General features: G+C 45.6%; 11 protein-coding genes. 8 read left to right on the forward strand and 3 right to left on the reverse strand.

Features of this window, described 5'->3' with window-relative positions; translation table 11 throughout:
* Positions 1-8: 8 nt before the first annotated feature.
* Together putA and AB4623_RS05145 are read right to left on the reverse strand one after the other, a co-directional pair.
* The gene (gene putA / locus AB4623_RS05140) at positions 9-3,146 is read right to left on the reverse strand and encodes a bifunctional proline dehydrogenase/L-glutamate gamma-semialdehyde dehydrogenase PutA (RefSeq protein ID WP_017065151.1); all 3,138 of its coding nucleotides are present in this window, start codon (positions 3,144-3,146) and stop codon (positions 9-11) included.
* Between the two features lie 181 nt (positions 3,147-3,327).
* Entirely contained in the window at positions 3,328-4,152 is an 825-nt protein-coding gene (locus AB4623_RS05145; protein WP_017065150.1) for an AraC family transcriptional regulator, read from the reverse strand.
* A gap of 483 nt (positions 4,153-4,635) precedes the next feature.
* Here AB4623_RS05145 and AB4623_RS05150 point away from each other — a divergent pair, with 483 nt between their 5' ends.
* The 3 genes from AB4623_RS05150 to AB4623_RS05160 all read left to right on the forward strand — a co-directional run bounded on the left by AB4623_RS05150 (position 4,636) and on the right by AB4623_RS05160 (position 8,960).
* On the forward strand, positions 4,636-5,739 hold the full coding sequence (locus AB4623_RS05150; RefSeq protein WP_017065149.1) for a PEGA domain-containing protein: 1,104 nt from the start codon (positions 4,636-4,638) through the stop codon (positions 5,737-5,739).
* Positions 5,740-5,983: 244 nt separating this feature from the next.
* The gene (locus AB4623_RS05155; RefSeq protein ID WP_372110386.1) at positions 5,984-7,813 is read left to right on the forward strand and encodes an SUMF1/EgtB/PvdO family nonheme iron enzyme; all 1,830 of its coding nucleotides are present in this window, start codon (positions 5,984-5,986) and stop codon (positions 7,811-7,813) included.
* A gap of 364 nt (positions 7,814-8,177) precedes the next feature.
* A complete protein-coding gene (locus AB4623_RS05160) occupies positions 8,178-8,960 on the forward strand; it encodes a PAS domain-containing protein (RefSeq protein ID WP_136974553.1) in 783 nt (260 codons plus the stop codon).
* 102 nt (positions 8,961-9,062) lie between these two features.
* Here AB4623_RS05160 and pdxH read toward each other — a convergent pair whose 3' ends face one another.
* Entirely contained in the window at positions 9,063-9,698 is a 636-nt protein-coding gene (gene pdxH, locus AB4623_RS05165) for a pyridoxamine 5'-phosphate oxidase (protein WP_017061203.1), read from the reverse strand.
* Between the two features lie 167 nt (positions 9,699-9,865).
* Here pdxH and AB4623_RS05170 point away from each other — a divergent pair, with 167 nt between their 5' ends.
* From AB4623_RS05170 to AB4623_RS05190, 5 genes are all read left to right on the forward strand, one after another.
* Positions 9,866-11,773, forward strand: coding sequence for an ATP-binding protein (locus AB4623_RS05170; RefSeq protein ID WP_372145874.1), 1,908 nt, complete (start codon positions 9,866-9,868; stop codon positions 11,771-11,773).
* Between the two features lie 84 nt (positions 11,774-11,857).
* The gene (locus AB4623_RS05175; RefSeq protein ID WP_371724787.1) at positions 11,858-13,144 is read left to right on the forward strand and encodes a sigma-54-dependent transcriptional regulator; all 1,287 of its coding nucleotides are present in this window, start codon (positions 11,858-11,860) and stop codon (positions 13,142-13,144) included.
* A gap of 112 nt (positions 13,145-13,256) precedes the next feature.
* A complete protein-coding gene (locus tag AB4623_RS05180) occupies positions 13,257-14,648 on the forward strand; it encodes an HlyD family type I secretion periplasmic adaptor subunit (RefSeq protein WP_017061206.1) in 1,392 nt (463 codons plus the stop codon).
* Between the two features lie 59 nt (positions 14,649-14,707).
* Entirely contained in the window at positions 14,708-15,376 is a 669-nt protein-coding gene (locus tag AB4623_RS05185) for a transglutaminase-like cysteine peptidase (RefSeq protein WP_019823329.1), read from the forward strand.
* A gap of 5 nt (positions 15,377-15,381) precedes the next feature.
* Positions 15,382-17,292, forward strand: a complete 1,911-nt coding sequence (locus AB4623_RS05190; RefSeq protein WP_086969028.1) for a LapD/MoxY N-terminal periplasmic domain-containing protein — start codon at positions 15,382-15,384, stop codon at positions 17,290-17,292.
* Positions 17,293-17,305: the final 13 nt, after the last annotated feature.

A 17,305-nucleotide genomic window follows, 5' to 3' on the forward strand; every position in this document is an offset into this window, starting at 1 on the left:
ACTGCTCCTTATGCCTTGTCTTGTGATTGAGAAAAATGAACATCAGTAAAGCGGTATAGGTAGTGAGGACCACCCGCTTTAGGGCCAGTACCCGACAAACCTTGACCGCCGAATGGTTGAACACCAACAACAGCGCCCACTTGGTCACGGTTGATGTAGCAGTTACCCACACGAATGTGTTTCTCGATCCAACGGTAAGTTGTTTCGTTACGGCTGTGGATACCCATAGTTAGACCAAAACCGGTTTGGTTAATTTGGTCTACTACTTGTGTCAACTCACTCGCTTTGAAGCGAACGATATGCAGTACAGGACCAAACTGCTCTTCTTTCAAACAGCTGATGTCATCGATTTCAAATGCACTTGGTGGAACAAAGTCACCATGTTCACAATCCGCTCCTAGAGAAAGTTGAGCCACTTTCTTCTGGGTCTTAGTCATATTTTCTAGGTGCGTCATCAACTTCTGCTTCGCGTTTTGGTCGATAACTGGGCCCACATCCGTTTTATGAAGATGTGGAATACCAACGCTTAGCTCATCCATCGCACCGTGAATTAGTCCAATCACGCGATCTGCAATGTCTTCTTGAATGTAAAGCACACGTAGCGCAGAACAACGTTGACCTGCAGAAGCGAATGCCGAACGAATAACATCACGGACTACCTGTTCAGGCAGTGCGGTACTGTCGACGATCATCGCATTCTGACCACCGGTTTCCGCGATAAACGGAACAGGCTTAGCGTTACGACTCGCCAATGACACGTTGATACGTTGTGCTGTTGGTGTTGACCCCGTAAAGGCAACGCCCGCAATCGCATCATGACTGGTTAGCGCACTGCCGATCTCAGCGCCACGACCCGGTAGTAACTGAATCGTGCCAGCAGGGAAACCCGCTTCATTCATCAATTCCACTGCGCGAGCTGCAATTAAGCTTGTTTGCTCTGCAGGTTTCGCCACAACCGTGTTACCCGCCACTAGTGCAGCTGTAATTTGGCCAAGGAAGATCGCCAATGGGAAGTTCCAAGGGCTGATACAAACGAATACACCACGACCTTGTCGCGAAGCGATTCGAGTTAGACCATCAAAGCCTTTTAGCTCAAAACCTTGTAGGTTGTTCGCTTGTTTTGCGTAGTAACGACAGAAGTCGACCGCTTCACGCACTTCATCAATGCTGTCGTGAATTGTCTTACCCGCTTCTTGATGACAAATTGCCACCAGCTCAGCCAGGTTTTCTTCCATCAGATCCGCCAACTTCTCAAGCGCAGCGGCTTTGGTTTCAACCGATGTCGCATTCCAATCAGCAAATGCGGCGTCTGCACCAGTGATCGCTGCGGAAACATGATCAAGGTTTGCAAAAGCCACCTGACCCACGCTAATACGACGATCGTAAGGTGCTGTTACTTGTTCAACATTCTGATCAGCCTTGATCATGCTTTCGGCAAGAGATTCGCCGTTGATCACAGGTCCAGCAGTCCATTGATTGTTCAAAAAGCCTTTTACTTGCTCTTCAAACTGATGCGCTTCGCTCTCGATATCAATGTTCACACCGTATGAGTTCTTACGCTCAGGGAATACCGCTGGCGGCAGAGGAATCTTAGTGTTGTTCAACGTATCGAATGCCAAAAGCATGTCGACTGGATGCTGTGTTAGCTCTGCTACAGGGCAACGAGCATCAACCAAACGGTGTACAAACGAGCTGTTTGCACCATTCTCTAACAGACGACGTACTAGGTATGGCAGTAGATCTTTATGGCTACCAACTGGCGCGTAAATACGTACCGACTGTTGGTAAGCTTCCATTGCATGGTTGTAAAGTGAATCACCCATGCCGTGTAAGCGTTGGAATTCAAAGTCTTTATGGTCTGTCATCACTGCAATAGCGGAAACCGTATGAGCATTGTGGCTAGCAAACTGCGGGAAGATATTGCCACGAACACTTGGGCTCAATAGATAACGCGCACACGCTAGGTAGGCTACATCAGTCGCTTCTTTGCGAGTGTAAACAGGGTAGTTATCGAAACCAGCTTGTTGTGACCATTTGATCTCACTATCCCAGTAAGCACCTTTAACTAGGCGAAGTGGGATTAAGTCACCCTGCTCTTTTGCTAGGCGGTTTAGCCAAACTAGAACCGGTAACGCACGCTTTGAATACGCTTGAATAACCAGACCAAACTTGCCCCAGCCTTTCACTAGCTCGCTGCGATACAGTTTTTCGAATAACTTAAGCGAAAGCTCTAGGCGATCCGCTTCTTCTGCATCAATCGTGATCGCAACATCAAGCTCAATCGCACGGCGCAGTAACTGCTCTAGCGTGTCGCATAGCTCAGTCAGTACGCGGTCTTCATTCGCCACTTCATAACGTGGGTGAAGCGCAGAAAGCTTGATAGAAACAGACGGTGCTGGGCTAGATTTTGAAGAGACGTATGTGTCTCGACCTACGGCTTCAATCGCCATTAGGTAATCTTTGAAGTATTTGTTTGCGTCAGCAGTGGTCAGTGCCGCTTCACCTAGCATGTCGTATGAGTAGGTAAAACCTTTGTCACGCATAGACTTACCGTTCTTCTGCGCTTCAGCAATGCTGCGACCAAGAACGAATTGGTGACCCATCACCTTCATCGCTTGGTGCATCGCTTTACGAATCACCGGCTCAGAAAGCTTGTTCACTAAACGGTTAACCGCTTGACCTGCACTCTGCTCTTTAGATGAAAGTCCAACCACCTTGCCTGTTAGCATTAGGCCCCAAGTTGATGCGTTAACAAAAACCGAGTCAGAATTCTTCAGGTGAGATTTCCAATCCGCAACGCTAAGTTTGTCGCGAATCAACGCATCAGCGGTTGCCGAATCAGGAATACGCATCAAGGCTTCCGCCAGACACATTAGCAAGATGCCCTCTTGAGTATCTAAGCTGTATTCAAGCAACAAGGCGTCGATCATCTGAATAGATGTTTTATCCGCACGGATAGACTCAATCAACGACGTCGTTTTGTCTGTAATTTGCTGCTTTTCAGACTCAGAAGGGGTAGCTAGCGGCAGAAGTTGCTCTAGCCATTGGGTTTCATCCACCATATATAATGGTGAGATAAGCGTCCAAAGATCAGCAAGCGACTGCTCATTGAATTCTGGCTTTAACACATCAGTAGCTGTAAACATGCGTTTTCCTTAATCTCACACCCGAAAAGAGTTCGGGATCTCTACAATGGCTGCAGTGTATTTAGAGTATATAAGGATTACTTGTCAAAAACTCCGAGTTTTTTGCTAAAAACTCGCTTTATTAACAAAACAAACACAAGGTCACATATGAAACTTTAAAATAATATGCCGTTTTGTTTCACTATTTAACAGAAATTTTCTTTTTGTATTGGGATGGTGACATGCCTTGAAGGCGTGAAAAGGTGTGAGTAAAGGAAGATTGACCGGAGAAACCAGCCAGTTCAGCGACCTGACCAAGGCTTAGATTACCTTGTTCAATTAAACGACGAGAACGGTCGATGCGCTTGCCAAGAACGTACTGGTGAGGGGTAATGCCCATTTGCTCTTTGAATAACATATGGAACTGGCTTTCACCCAAGAACACACTACCCGCAAGCTGCGCGACGGAGATCTTGTTTGCTAAATGCTGTTCTATGTAGCGATCCAACGCTTCAAGATCAAAGCGTGAATCTTTGATTGAGGTTTCAAATGCCGAGATGTGCCTTTGCATCAATGCAATCACCGTATCATTGCACGCACGGCTTAATAACAGATCATCAGGACTGGCCTGCATCTCTTGCACCAACATATGGATAAGCTTTTGAATTTGCGCATCTAATTGGAAGTAGACGTTCGATGATTCTAACTGGTTAATCTTCTCTAGCATCAGAGGGTCATCATCGGTTGGCATAGGCATGTTGAGCACGAGAATATCCGACTGACCAACCACTCCGCCGAAAGCATGATCAGAGCTCGCTGTCACCACACAACCTTGTCCTGGGCCAACAAGATTCCCCTTACCACTCACTTCAAATTCCGCCTGACCTTTTAAACCAATCACCACCTGAGAATAATGGTGATCGTGGCAATCCATATGCGATGGCAAAGTGATGATCTCAGCAGGACGAGGGCCAGTAAGGCCTAGCGGAGAAAGGTCTAGGTTAGGAAAGGGTAAAGGTTTAGACATGACAGAAAAATACTCGGGTCAACATAGTAAGAATAATACTCTTAAATGCGCATAAGATGAATTTGTAAATGCTCATGAGAGTTATTTGCTCGCGAGAATGAAAAGATCATTATCGCGATCATCTTGATCATGCCTCCGGAAGGATGATCAAGAGTGTACAAACTACGGGCATTGTAAAACCAATCGTTCCGGCGAGTTTAGGGACTTCACAAGCAATCACACAAGCACGAAAAACCATGTGGTCAATAAATGCTTTTTCACGCCAACATAATGAATAAATTTTCTTATATAGCTCAAATAATTGGCTATAAGCCTGTAAAAAGTGTATCCGAAGTACCGAAACTTGGCTTTTGAGTAGATTGGATAGCAATAAAACGGTATAAAGACGGGTACTGTGTTAATTGCTAATAACTAGTGACTCACAACTAGGAAGTAGACACTTTATTAACGAGCCAATTTTCAATCTACAAGTTGCAGGGACCTATGACTAACTTTCGAATTTCAGCGCTTTTACTTGCGCTATCCCCACTTTGGGTATCTGCATCGGTATCCGCTGAAGAACTGAATCAAGTCGATCCCGTTTCAGCTATCGATGCAAAGCTAACAGAGAAAAACTCAGATATTGAGCGTATTTCAGCAACCAAAGTATCGGCGACTGAAAACCTAAAACAACTTCAAAACAAGAACAGCAAGTTGTTGCGCGAAGGTGAAGAACTTAAGGCAAAACGTAACAGAGCCAAGTCTGTACTCGACAAACAGTACAGTCGCTTGCTTGAAGATCCAGAAACAGATTTAGTCTCTTTCCAGAAAAGTTACCAAGACGCTTGGGCTGCGGTTAAAGAGAATCAATCGTCTCAGCTAGATAACGAACAAGCGATCAACGAGAGCGAAATTCACCTTTCTCAAATCAAGCAAAAGCAAGCTCGCCTGAATAATGAGCTGGCAAACTTGAGAGAGTCAAAAGTTGAAGCTCGCGTAAAACGTATCGCAACAGAACTGCGTGAAAGTGCGGTGCTTGAAACCAGCTATACCACCACATGTTCATCAACAATGACACTTGGTGAGTGTACTGCACAGGGTAAACACCTGACCAATCAAAAAGCCGTGCAAACGTTCAAGAGCCAATTACTTGAGCAGCTCACAGAAAGCACACTTGCGAAGCAAAACTTACAAGGTGTTCAGCTGAATATCCATGTTCAAGACAGCCAAGCGATCAAGAGCGGCTTCTCTGGTAACAACTCTTACTTCATGCAGATGCAAGCTCAACTTCAAGCAAAACCTGAAGCAGTTGCAGCATGTAACCTATTGAATGTTTCGACTCGCTACTGTTTAACAGGCAGTGACGCAGCAGTCGTTAAGAAGAGTGACAAACAGTGGGCTAACGTGACGGTACGTTCTGATCAGTACAACGACTCAGTAACCATCAACGGCATTAAGTATGGCAGCACCCCTCTTGAGGTTGCGCTACCAAGTGGTCGTCACCAAGTAACCATTTCAAAACAAGGTTACGAGTCTTACAACCGCACAGTTACCATCAACGGCAGCGACACGATTTGGGTTAAGCTTCTTCCTAGCAAAGAAAGCTAAACACCCTTTGTATATAGAGCCTGAGCCAATTCAAAACGCTTAGCTCGATATCAGATAGCCGTGCCTATTTCACAAAGCTGAATGAACACTCGCCATTTTGTTGATAGTTATAAACTGTATGATCGTTACAAATTTGTATGGTCGTTATAACCTTGTTTTATCGTTATAAACAGTAGCTGCAGACGAAATGGCGTTCTCGTTTAGAATATTCGATTAACCTAAATTACGATTGAAGTAGCCCATCATGCGCCAAGGTCTTCCTACTCTATTATTTGCACTTGCTCCATGCTTAATGACGCCAGCTGTTTTTGCTGAGGCAACACCACCAGCGATCGCGTCATCTGTCACCGACATTGAAAGCTCACTTTTTGAAAAGCATGCCGACTTAACGGCTGTTGAAAAGAAATTAGCCGACAAACAAAACGAAGTCGACAATCAGGCGCAGCAAACGGCACGTCTAGCTGAGTTATCAGCTCAAGCAGAGCAAACACTCGCAAAGGCAAAAGCCAGCCTAGAGCAAGATTACACGCGCATGATTGATGATCCCGATTTCGATATCTCGCTTGCTCAAAAACGCTTCCAAGACGCTTGGAAAACCGTAAAAGAAGGCAAACTTGCGATTTCAGACTCAGAGCAAAAGCAGCAAGGCTTGGTGATGGAGCTTGAGGCTATCCAAGCCGAGAAAGCCGCGGCAGAAGCTTCAATCGCAAACCTAAACCAAGACAAGCTAAGAGCAAGAGCAGAGCGACTAAGATACGAGATCACTCAGACGGAAGAGCAAACTGTTAGCTTTACCAACCGTTGCAGCAGCGATATGACACTGGCGCAGTGTTCAGACCAAACGGTGACTTTGGCACTTCAAAAAGCGGTAAAACAATTCCAACACAGCCTAATCGATAACGCGACTGAATCGAAAACAGTGAAAGAGCACCTTGCGTCTGCTTCGCTGAACATTCACGTTCTGCAACACAAAGTGAAATCCTCTGGCTTCTCTGAAGATAACCGTTACCGAGCGGTGATTGCGGCGAACCTAGAAACTCGTCCAGATAAGAACACACCTTGTCGCCTGCTTGGTATTCAGTCATCAAACTGTTTCACACAAAGCGAGCAACAAGCCAACGACCAGCAAAAAGAAGTTGCTTGGGTTAACTTGGTGGTGCGTTCAAATCAATACAACGACAATGTTTCTATCAACGGCGTGAACTATGGCAGTACACCGGTTGAAGTGATGTTACCGACGGGCCAACACATGGTCACGATCGAAAAAGAAGGCTACCTTTCTTTCCATCAAGAGCTGAAGATAGCCCGCGATCACAACCTACGAGCCGTATTGCAAGCGAAACAGAATTCATTAAATGTCGGCACCAAGTTTGCCGATCCGATGGGTAACGACATTCAGAGCCCTGAAATGATTGTTGTCGGCTCGGGTCGCTACCTACTGGGTGAAAATAACGCACAACAAGTGACGATCAAACAGCCGTTTGCATTAGCCGCAACACCAACCCGTGTTCAAGACTTCAAAGCATTCGTAAAAAACACAGGCTACCAGACAGACGCTGAGCTGATGAACACCTGCGATACATTCGTCAATGCAGAGATCACAACCGTTTCAGATAAAGACTGGCAGAACCCAGGCTTTAAGCAAGCTAATAACTCACCGGTAGTTTGTGTTAGCCAAAACGATGCCAAAGCTTATACACGTTGGTTATCTAAAAACACCGGCTTCACTTACCGCTTGCCAACACCACAAGAGTGGGAAGCTGCAGCAAGAGCTGGCCAAGACACCAACTTCTGGTGGGGCAATGAATTCCGTTCAGGCAAAGCCAACACTGGCTGGGCGGGTACACCATGGTCAAACGTTAGTACATCTCCGGTTAAGTCATTCCAACCAACACCAACAGGCTTCTACGACATGGTGGGTAATGTATGGGAATGGACAACCGTTCAGAAAGGCCTAGCGAAAGGTGGCGCGTGGAGCTTCTCTCCTGAAGAAGCAAAAGTGTTTAACGAACTGTACGTACCGCCTTCAACGGCAGCGAACTATCTAGGATTCCGAGTAGTACGAGAGCTGTAGGCTCCCAGTCATAGGCTCAGAACCCCAAATATTTACTCTAGGTTCTCAATTATCACATTGAGCAACATTTATAGGGGAATTCCCCCCTTATGCATAAGCACTCCTGGGAGTAGATTCGTCGATAGAGTAGTAAGTCACTCTGGGTATCAAATTGATGCCTCAGTTTAATTTACCTGACCCTCGTAAATTAGACTGAAAATCTTCTACATGTCGACAAGGCATATCTTGTCTTTAGCCAGCCCCTCTTCAGGCTGGCTTTTTTTTGCCTGATTATCACCCTTTATGCCCATCGATTCTCCGTGATTGACACAGTTAATCAACAGTCCGTTTAACTGTCAGTCACCCCTTATTTTTCGTACTCTAATTGCCATTGCAGCGCTATAAGAAACTGATATTATTGCAACATCGCAACACACGAGATAAAACCTTGCCAGATCCACTCAACTCCATACATCGTTCTTTATTCGAACAACTTCCAGGCTGCTGGGGCTGCAAAGATACTGACTCGGTCTTCGTGTACGCCAACCTTGCTTACAACCAATTGATTGGCTTAAAACCCAATGAGACTTGTACTGGCTTGACCGACTTCGACATGCCCAGTCAAACCACGGAGTGCGCACAAGATTTCAGGGCTCAAGATAAACATGTGATGGATACACGCAGTACCCTTAAGATTCTCGATATTCACCCCTATCCAGACGGACGCTGGCACGCCCATATCTTTACCAAAACCCCTTGGCTTGATGATGACGACAACGTCCAAGGCACCATCTTCTATGGCCAAGAGCTTACCGATACCGCGATCTTAGAGGTTGGTCATTGGGTTTGTCAGGCCACAGGGACAAAAGGCGATCAGGCATCGCTTGCGGGGTCAGAGCCGCGCGTGTCTAAGCTGCAAAAGCGGCTGACTTCGAGAGAATCAGAGGTACTGTTCTTACTGCTTTTCGGCAAGAAACCACAGTACATCGCGTTGACGTTAAACATTTCAATCAAAACGGTCGAAGGTCATGTCGCCAGATTGAAACAGAAGTTTGATGCACGCAGTAAAAGCCAATTGATTGAGTATGCATTGGATTCAGGATTGGGCTCAGTGATCCCAGAAACTCTGCTCAAAAAACAGATCTCTGTTGTTCTTCACAGTGACTGATTGACTGTTCAGCTGAAAATGCAGACAAAAAAATGCCGTTGATTTGATCAGTCTAATCAACGGCACTTTTGGATCTGTTAAGCAGCTAAGCGATCAAGCAGCCTAAGGCGCTAGACGATCAATATCCCAACTGTTGTCTTGGCGAGAGAACAAGAAACGGTCGTGCAAGCGGTGTTCACCACCCTGCCAGAACTCAATGCTATCAACACGAACTCGGAAGCCACCCCAGAAAGAAGGCACAGGAATCTCGCCTTTGGCAAACTTCTGTTTAAGCTCTAGATACTTACCTTCTAAAATCCCACGCGCTGAAATGCGGCTACTCTGCTTACTTGCAATCGCGGCCAATTGGCTCTCTTTTGGACGTGACGAGAAGTACTTCATATTTTCCATAGCGGTCAGCTTTTCAGCCGTGCCCGTAATATGAACTTGTCGTTCGAGTGGATGCCAAGGGAAGTGCAAACTGATTTTGCTGTTGTGCTCAAGCTGGTGCGCTTTGCGGCTACCTAAGTTGGTGTAAAAAACGAACCCGTCTTTATCAACATTCTTCAGCAGAACAATTCGTTGGAATGGCTGACCATTTTCATCAACCGTAGCAACTGTCATGGCAGTAGGGTCCGTCAACTTCGCTTCAATGGCTTGCTCTAGCCATAGATTGAATTGCTCAATCGGGTCTGCGGCCAAGTCTTTGCGTCTCAATCCACCCTTAGCGTATTCGCGACGAATATCTGTCAGTTCCATTTGGTTGCTCCTTTTAATTTTTTTGTGATTTTGCGCCGTAATCCTTTGAAACACAAGTCTAAGCCATGGTTTTGTCTCACAGAAGGTGCTCTGTGTTAACAAGATCTCGGTACTCTCTCCATCATATTGATAATCTTTATACAAACCGATGACAAGCTGAGATCCGAGTGACCAAAATACTGCCTAACCTAATGACGCCCTTTGTTTTATTCTCATTGTTATTGGGAGCTGCAGGGCTGACCGCAACCCACTTTATGGCAGTACAATTCCAAGAAAAAATCGTCACTCAGCAACTCGATGAAGCGGCGAATAAAGCCAATCTACAAATCGATTCTGAGCTGGATAAATTCAAACAGATCCCAGATTTGCTCAGCCATGACCCGCGCTTGCTCTCTTATTTTGACTCATCGATTTCCGCCGCGCAGCTCAATCAATTGCTGTTTGAATGGTCGAATCAAAGCCAGGCCGACACCATCTATATTCACGACCCGAGCGGTACTGTGGTCGCTTCCAGTAATTACCAAAAGCCTCGTACCTTTGTCGGTGAGAACTTCTCGTTTCGTCCCTACTTTGCTTCTGCCATTCAAGGTAACAACACACAATATGTCGCGCTAGGCGCTCGCTCGAACGTACGAGGTTATTTTCTGTCTTCACCTCTGTATATCGACAAGGAAGTTGTTGGCGTTATCACCGTAAAAGTGAGCTTAGAAAATCTCGAAAACATCCTGACCAGCGACGATTTTGAGATCGTAGTACTCGACTCTAACCAAGTGGTCTTTCTATCAAGCCAAGCTCCGTGGCTTTACCATTCATTGTTGCCATTAACGCAGCAACAACAAACGGATATCGCACTTCAACGCCAATACGGTCAAAGCGAAATTTCGATCATCGAAGCCTTTCGTCCTTCAAGCTCTCAGTCAGAAGCGAGCAATACCAATCAATCTAGCAACCTTCAATCCAATGAAATCCGAAAAGAGCTCACCGCCAACCAGTTATTCAAGCTTGGTGCTTTTAATCTTTACCCTGCAACGGTCAGCAACAACCAGTACCAAGTTGTCGCACTAAAAGAGACCAGAGCTGAACTTATTAAAATCTTTCAGATCGATGTCATCTTCGTGGTGATTTATAGCTTGGTGATGCTCATCGCTTGGTCGTGGCGCCAGACTTATCTCGCGAAAGTGGCGTTGACCCGACTCAACCAAAACCTAGAGCAAACCGTTGATAAACGCACTCACTACTTGAAGCAATCCAATCAACAGCTGCAACAAACCCTTTTTCAATACCAAGAGTCGCAATCCAAGTTGAAACAGACAGAACAAGAGCTGACACAAACCGCGAAATTAGCGGTACTCGGCGAGCTGTCAGCGAGCATTAACCACGAAATCAACCAACCGCTTGCAGCGTTGCGAACCTACAGTGAGAACAGCTTAAAACTGCTTGAAATGGAACGAACCGATTTGGTGAAAAGCAATCTTGAGAAAATGATTGGCCTCAACAACACCATTACCGACATCATCGCGCGACTCAAAGTCTTTACTCGCAAGGTCACTAAACAAGAGCATCATATGGCGAACCTGCACCAAGCGGTCAACAACGCCACCAGTATTCTCAGTGCGCTGATGATCAAGCAAGGAATTACGCTAAGGCTAAGCACGGTGCCAGATGACATCAATATTGCGATTCATCCAACCGAACTCGAGCAAGTACTGGTGAATCTGATTCACAACGCGACTCAAGCGCTGCAACATCAAGTTCTTGAACAGAAAATCTTGCAGGAGCAACAAAACCTGGAAAGCGTTGACCAACAGGCTAGCCCACAGATAGGCATCGAATGGCAACTGCATCATGACTCTTGTCAGCTGATCATTTGGGATAACGGAATTGGCATGCCGAACGATAAGCTAGAACAGCTGTTCGACCCGTTTTTTACCACCAAACCGGAAGGTTTAGGGCTAGGGCTTTCAATATCGAAACGGATTATTGAAGCGTATCACGGCACGATCAGCGCGAACCGGTTAGAGCCTTCAGGCATGGTATTCTCGCTAAACATCCCGTTATATAACGATAAGGGCTAACACGCCGTTGTTATTGTTAACGGAAAACGAATTTCACATTACTGCTAATCTCACCTACAGCTAAGGACTCGACTTTTGCACTCTATGCCTAAACTCTATTTTGTCGACGATGAACCCGCCATTCGAGACTCCGTAGAACAAGCCATGCTCATTGAAGGCATCGATATCGTCTGCTTTCCCAATGCTATTGAGGCATTAAAGAAAATAGATACCACGCAAGCCGGAATTGTCATCACCGATATTCACATGCCAGTGATGGATGGCATTCAATTAACGCAAAAATTACTGAGCCAAAACCCTCATTTTCAGGTCATCGTACTTACCGGACATGGTGACGTGCAAACCGCGGTATCAGCGATGAAAGCCGGTGCTTACGATTTTCTGGAAAAGCCATTTGTGGTCGATGCCCTACTCACTGCCGTTAAAAAAGCCGCAGATAAGCTCGCACTGGTTGAAGAGAACAACCTATTGCGTAAAGAGTTGGCAATGCAAAATCAGGTTGGCCCGAAACTGATTGGTCAATCACCATCAATGCAGGCATTACGCCGAGAATTGATCACCCTAGATACCAAAACTAACCCACTTCTATTATTTGTTGGTGATTTAGGGACGGGGAAAAGGGTCACAGCACAATACACCCATGATTTACACAGTCATCAAACCGCGGAGCTTTGCCCTGTCGCTGCGTTTAATTTGCCACGCAGTGACGAAGCGACATTCCATCAGTTTATTTTGCAACTGTTCTTGAAGCATCAAGGTGGAACACTCTATATCCATGAGACAGAAGCACTAACTCAGGATCAATGGCTGTGGTTAGCGAACCTAAAACCTACTCTACTTCGTGAAAACTCATGCAAGACCAATGCAACTTGTATCATTATCGCAACTACAGTAGTTCCTACTACAATTACAGGTGAACTGCGCCGATTTAATTTACTACCCTTGGCGCAAAGAACGGAAGATATTGGCTCTTTGTTCAAACACTTTGCTCGTGGTGCAGCCAGTCGCTATCAACTGCCGCCACCCGTCATTACAGAAAAAGAGATTCGGCGACTCATTACAACGCATTGGACTGAGAACATTCGTCAGCTTCGCCAACATGCTGAACTCAGAGTGCTGACTCAAATTAAGCAGCCGTCGCTCGACAGCGATACTGATGAGCAAAATGAACTCGATATGAGCATTGAAGAGCAACAACAGTCGTTGAACCAACGCACCGATAGCTTTGAACAAATTATCTTGATTGAGGCGCTACATCGCCATCAAGGTCGTTTAAAAGAGGTACAACAAGAGCTGCAGGTGTCGCGAAAAACACTGTATGACAAACTAAGAAAGCACCAACTCGATAAAACAGATTTCAAGAACCGATAAGTCTTAAAAAATATATAAATTCAAAGATTTAAATGAGCAAAATCTTAACATTTATCAAAAGTAAGAATACACTCAATAGGCTTGCACTTTTATTTAGCGAACAAGGACTGTTATGAGTCAGAAAAATTTCAGCAAATTGAACGAGACCGAGCTTGAGTATGTCGATGATAAAACAGCGGCACTACTCCTCAATACGCCCACCAGTGCGCGAATTATGTTGTGGGTGATCGTTCTGTTTTTTATTGCTGCTATTGGGTGGTCTGCATGGGCAGAGATCGACAAAGTTACCGTTGGCCAAGGCAAAGTGATCCCCTCCTCTCAGATCCAAGTGGTACAAAACCTTGAAGGTGGCTTGGTTAAAGAGATCTTAGTTAAAGAAGGCCAACGCGTTCAAAAAGGTCAACAACTGCTGTTAATCGATGACACACGATTCCGTTCTGACTTCCGCGAACGTGAACAACAAGTCGCGAACTTGACCGCCAACGTGTTAATGCTTTCCGCTTCCCTGACCAGTGTTGTCATCAACGAAGAATTCTCTGAAAAAGAATGGAAGAAAAGTGTCACTCTCGATTATGGCAAGCTTGCGTTCCCACCTAAATTCTATGAACTTCAACCTCAACTGGTTAATCGTCAAAAAGCAGAATACCGTCAAGATCTCAATAATCTGAGAAACCAGCTTTCCGTTTTTGATCAACAAGTTGAACAGAAACAGCAAGACCTAGTTGAGATTAAAGCGCGTGTTCGAAACCTAAAACAGAGCTACCAGTTTGCTCGCCAAGAACTGGATATCACCAAACCTCTCGCCGATGAAGGGGTGGTACCACGAATTGAATTACTTAAACTGCAAAGACAAGTGAACGACACTCGCCGAGAAATGACTTCGAGCGAGCTAAAAATTCCTCTTTTACGCTCAGCAATCAAAGAATCCATGCTCAGCCGTATTGACGCCGCACTGAACTTCCGCTCCGAACAACAAGAAAAACTCAATCAAGCCCAAGACAAGCTCTCTGCAATGACCGAATCTGCCGTTGGCCTAGAAGACAGAGTAAACCGTACCGTGGTGGTTTCTCCTGTAACAGGCACAGTTAAAACATTGGGTATTAATACTGTCGGCGGGGTTATCCAACCGGGTATGGACATCGTTGAGATTGTACCAACAGAAGACTCTCTATTGGTTGAAGCGAAAATCGCCCCGCAAGATATCGCGTTCCTACGCCCAGAATTGACTGCCATCGTTAAATTCAGTGCTTATGACTTCACTAAGTACGGTGGTCTAGAAGGCGTGTTAGAGCACATCAGTGCCGATACCACTCAAGATGAAGAAGGCAATAGCTTCTATATCGTGCGCGTGCGCACCGAAAAACACAATTTTGGACAGAACGAAGAGTTGCCAATCATTCCAGGTATGACCGCCTCTGTCGATATCATCACGGGTAAAAGAACCGTGCTTGAGTACATGTTGAAGCCACTATTAAGCGCTCAAAACAATGCACTAAAAGAGTAATGACGTTTGATGTTTGATAACGCCTTTCAATACACAGCAAATAGACAAGAGCAGAGGCTATGAAGTCTCGGATTTCGCTATTGCTGCTGGTCCTCACCTCTTTCACCTCTGTGGCGCTCAACAAGAGCGACCAACGGTGGATAGATGCAGTGACCAAAACCTACGGCGATAGAGCCGGAAAGCGAGTGGCAACATGGCGCTCAAATATGACGTCATACGACGGATTAAGTGAAAAAGAGAAGCTCAGGTCGGTGAACCAGTTCTTCAACCAGATGTACTTTGTCGATGACAACATACTGTGGGGAAAGAATGATTACTGGGCAACACCACTGGAATTTTTAGGCAGCAACGCCGGTGATTGTGAAGACTTCACAATCGCAAAATACTTCTCTTTGCTTGAACTGGGCGTCCCAGATAAGAAATTACGATTAGTGTACGTAAAAGCACTGGAACTAAACCAGTTCCACATGGTGTTAGCTTACTACTCAACACCGAGTGCAGAGCCATTAATTTTGGACAACTTAAACCCTGAAATTAAACGCGGTTCCAAACGCCCAGATCTAAGACCAATTTACAGTTTTAACGGTAAAAACCTTTGGTTGATCAAGTCGGCAGCAGGCAGCGGCAAGTTGGCAGGGAAATCTTCAAGATTGAGCTTATGGAACGACTTACGTTCACGTGAGCGCTCTCTAAAATTAAACAAACCCATTATCAATTACGATGAGTAGGTACAATGACTTTATATAAACAGCTTGTGGTCGGGATGGTTGCAGTGTTCATACTGCTGATGACGTCAGTTTTTATGATCGAATTCAATACCACCCGTGGATACTTAGAGGAGCAGCAACGCTCTGAGGTAAGTAATACCATTAATACTGTTGGACTGGCTCTCGCCCCTTACCTAGAAGAAAAGGACAAGGTGGCAGTAGAGTCTGTTATCAACGCCCTGTTTGATGGCAGTTCTTACTCAGTCGTTCGATTGATCTTTCTCGATAGCGGTGAAGACATTCTCCGCTCATACCCTGTAAAGCCAACTGGCGTACCAGAGTGGTTTACCAACCTAAACCTGTTCGAGCCTGTTCATGACCGCCGCGTGATCACCAGTGGCTGGATGCAATTGGCCGAGGTCGAGATCGTAAGTCACCCAGGCCCTGCCTACGATCAACTTTGGCAAGCATTCATCCGCTTACTGAGCATATTTGGCACGATCTTCTTGCTCGGTTTGGTGTCTATCTCTTGGATCCTTAAGCGCGCTTTACGCCCGCTCTCGTTGATCATTACCAAGATGGATCAGATCGCCAAGAATCAGTTTGGCGAACCTCTGGCTCGTCCAAAGACAAAAGATCTCACCTTGGTTGTCGATGGTATCAACCACATGTCGACTCAAGTTGAACTGGCATTTAAAAACCAAGCGAAAGAAGCTCAGAAGTTACGTGAAAGAGCATATATCGACCCTGTATCTCAGCTAGGTAACCGTGCTTACTACATGTCTCAGTTAACACAATGGTTAGAAGAGTCGAGCTTAGGTGGTTTAGCGGTACTTAAAGCGGAGTTTATTAGTGAAGAATACGATGAAAAGGGCTATCAAGAAGGTGATGCCTTGGTTCATCAACTGGCTGAACAGCTACAGGCTTCAATTTCATCACCAGACATCACCATCGCTCGTATTTCTAGTGACGAATTTGGTTTCATCATGCCAAACATTGATGAGAGCGAACTGAAACTTGTCGCGAGCAGCATCGTAAACTGTATCCAGAGCCTAGGTTCAGACCCAACAGGCACTGCGAACCCACACATTGCTCTTGGTGTGACATACAGCAACACGCGTAAAACCAGTACTGAAATCATGTCGCTGGTGGATAACGCACTTTCAAGTGCCAAGGCGAATCGAGAGCTTGCTTACGGCTACGTAACCGCAGACGATCACGGCGCTGTGATGGGCAAACAACAATGGCGTATGTTGGTTGAAGAAGCGATCATTAACGACCTCATTACCTTCCGTCTGCAGGCTGCAAACAATGCCTTTGGTAAAACGTATCACCAAGAGGTGTTCTCTGCGATTGAAAAAGATGGCGTGCGTTACGGTGCCAACCAGTACTTATACGCGCTAGAACAGCTTGAAATGAGCCACATCCTCGACCAATACGTTATCGAGAAGATGATTGAAAAGCTCAATGCAAAAGAAGTAACCAGCCCTGTCGCTATTAACATTTCACCAAGCAGCATTTCTCAACCAAGCTTCATCCGTTGGATCGGTAAGACGCTTGAACAGAATGCTTCAATCGCTCACCTGTTGCACTTTGAGATTCCAGAAAACTGCTTCATCAACGTTCCGCACTACACGGCACTATTATGTAACACCATTCGCAACGCTGAAGCGGTGTTTGGTGTCGATAACTACGGACGTAACTTCCAATCACTGGATTACATCAACGAATACCGTCCAAGTTATGTGAAACTAGATTACCTGTTCACACATAACCTTGATGACGAAAAACAGAAGTTCACCTTAACGTCGATCTCTAGAACCGCTCACAACCTAGGCGTCACCACCATCGCGTCTCGAATAGAAACTCAGACTCAGCTAGATATCCTGTCTGATAACTACGTAGAAGTGTTCCAAGGCTTCATTGTTGATAAATAGTTGTAAGGGTTAT

The sequence above is a fragment of the Vibrio sp. 10N.222.52.C12 genome (assembly GCF_041474215.1).
Classification (GTDB): domain Bacteria; phylum Pseudomonadota; class Gammaproteobacteria; order Enterobacterales; family Vibrionaceae; genus Vibrio; species Vibrio crassostreae_C.

Bases quoted from the DNA above. Each gene is read 5' to 3' on its own strand.
- AB4623_RS05150 (WP_017065149.1), top strand. From the start codon at position 4,636: ATGACTAACTTTCGAATTTCAGCGCTTTTACTTGCGCTATCCCCACTT.
- AB4623_RS05155 (WP_372110386.1), top strand. From the start codon at position 5,984: ATGCGCCAAGGTCTTCCTACTCTATTATTTGCACTTGCTCCATGCTTA.
- pdxH (WP_017061203.1), bottom strand. From the start codon at position 9,698: ATGGAACTGACAGATATTCGTCGCGAATACGCTAAGGGTGGATTGAGA.
- AB4623_RS05185 (WP_019823329.1), top strand. From the start codon at position 14,708: ATGAAGTCTCGGATTTCGCTATTGCTGCTGGTCCTCACCTCTTTCACC.
- AB4623_RS05180 (WP_017061206.1), top strand. From the start codon at position 13,257: ATGAGTCAGAAAAATTTCAGCAAATTGAACGAGACCGAGCTTGAGTAT.
- AB4623_RS05145 (WP_017065150.1), bottom strand. From the start codon at position 4,152: ATGTCTAAACCTTTACCCTTTCCTAACCTAGACCTTTCTCCGCTAGGC.
- putA (WP_017065151.1), bottom strand. From the start codon at position 3,146: ATGTTTACAGCTACTGATGTGTTAAAGCCAGAATTCAATGAGCAGTCG.
- AB4623_RS05175 (WP_371724787.1), top strand. From the start codon at position 11,858: ATGCCTAAACTCTATTTTGTCGACGATGAACCCGCCATTCGAGACTCC.
- AB4623_RS05190 (WP_086969028.1), top strand. From the start codon at position 15,382: ATGACTTTATATAAACAGCTTGTGGTCGGGATGGTTGCAGTGTTCATA.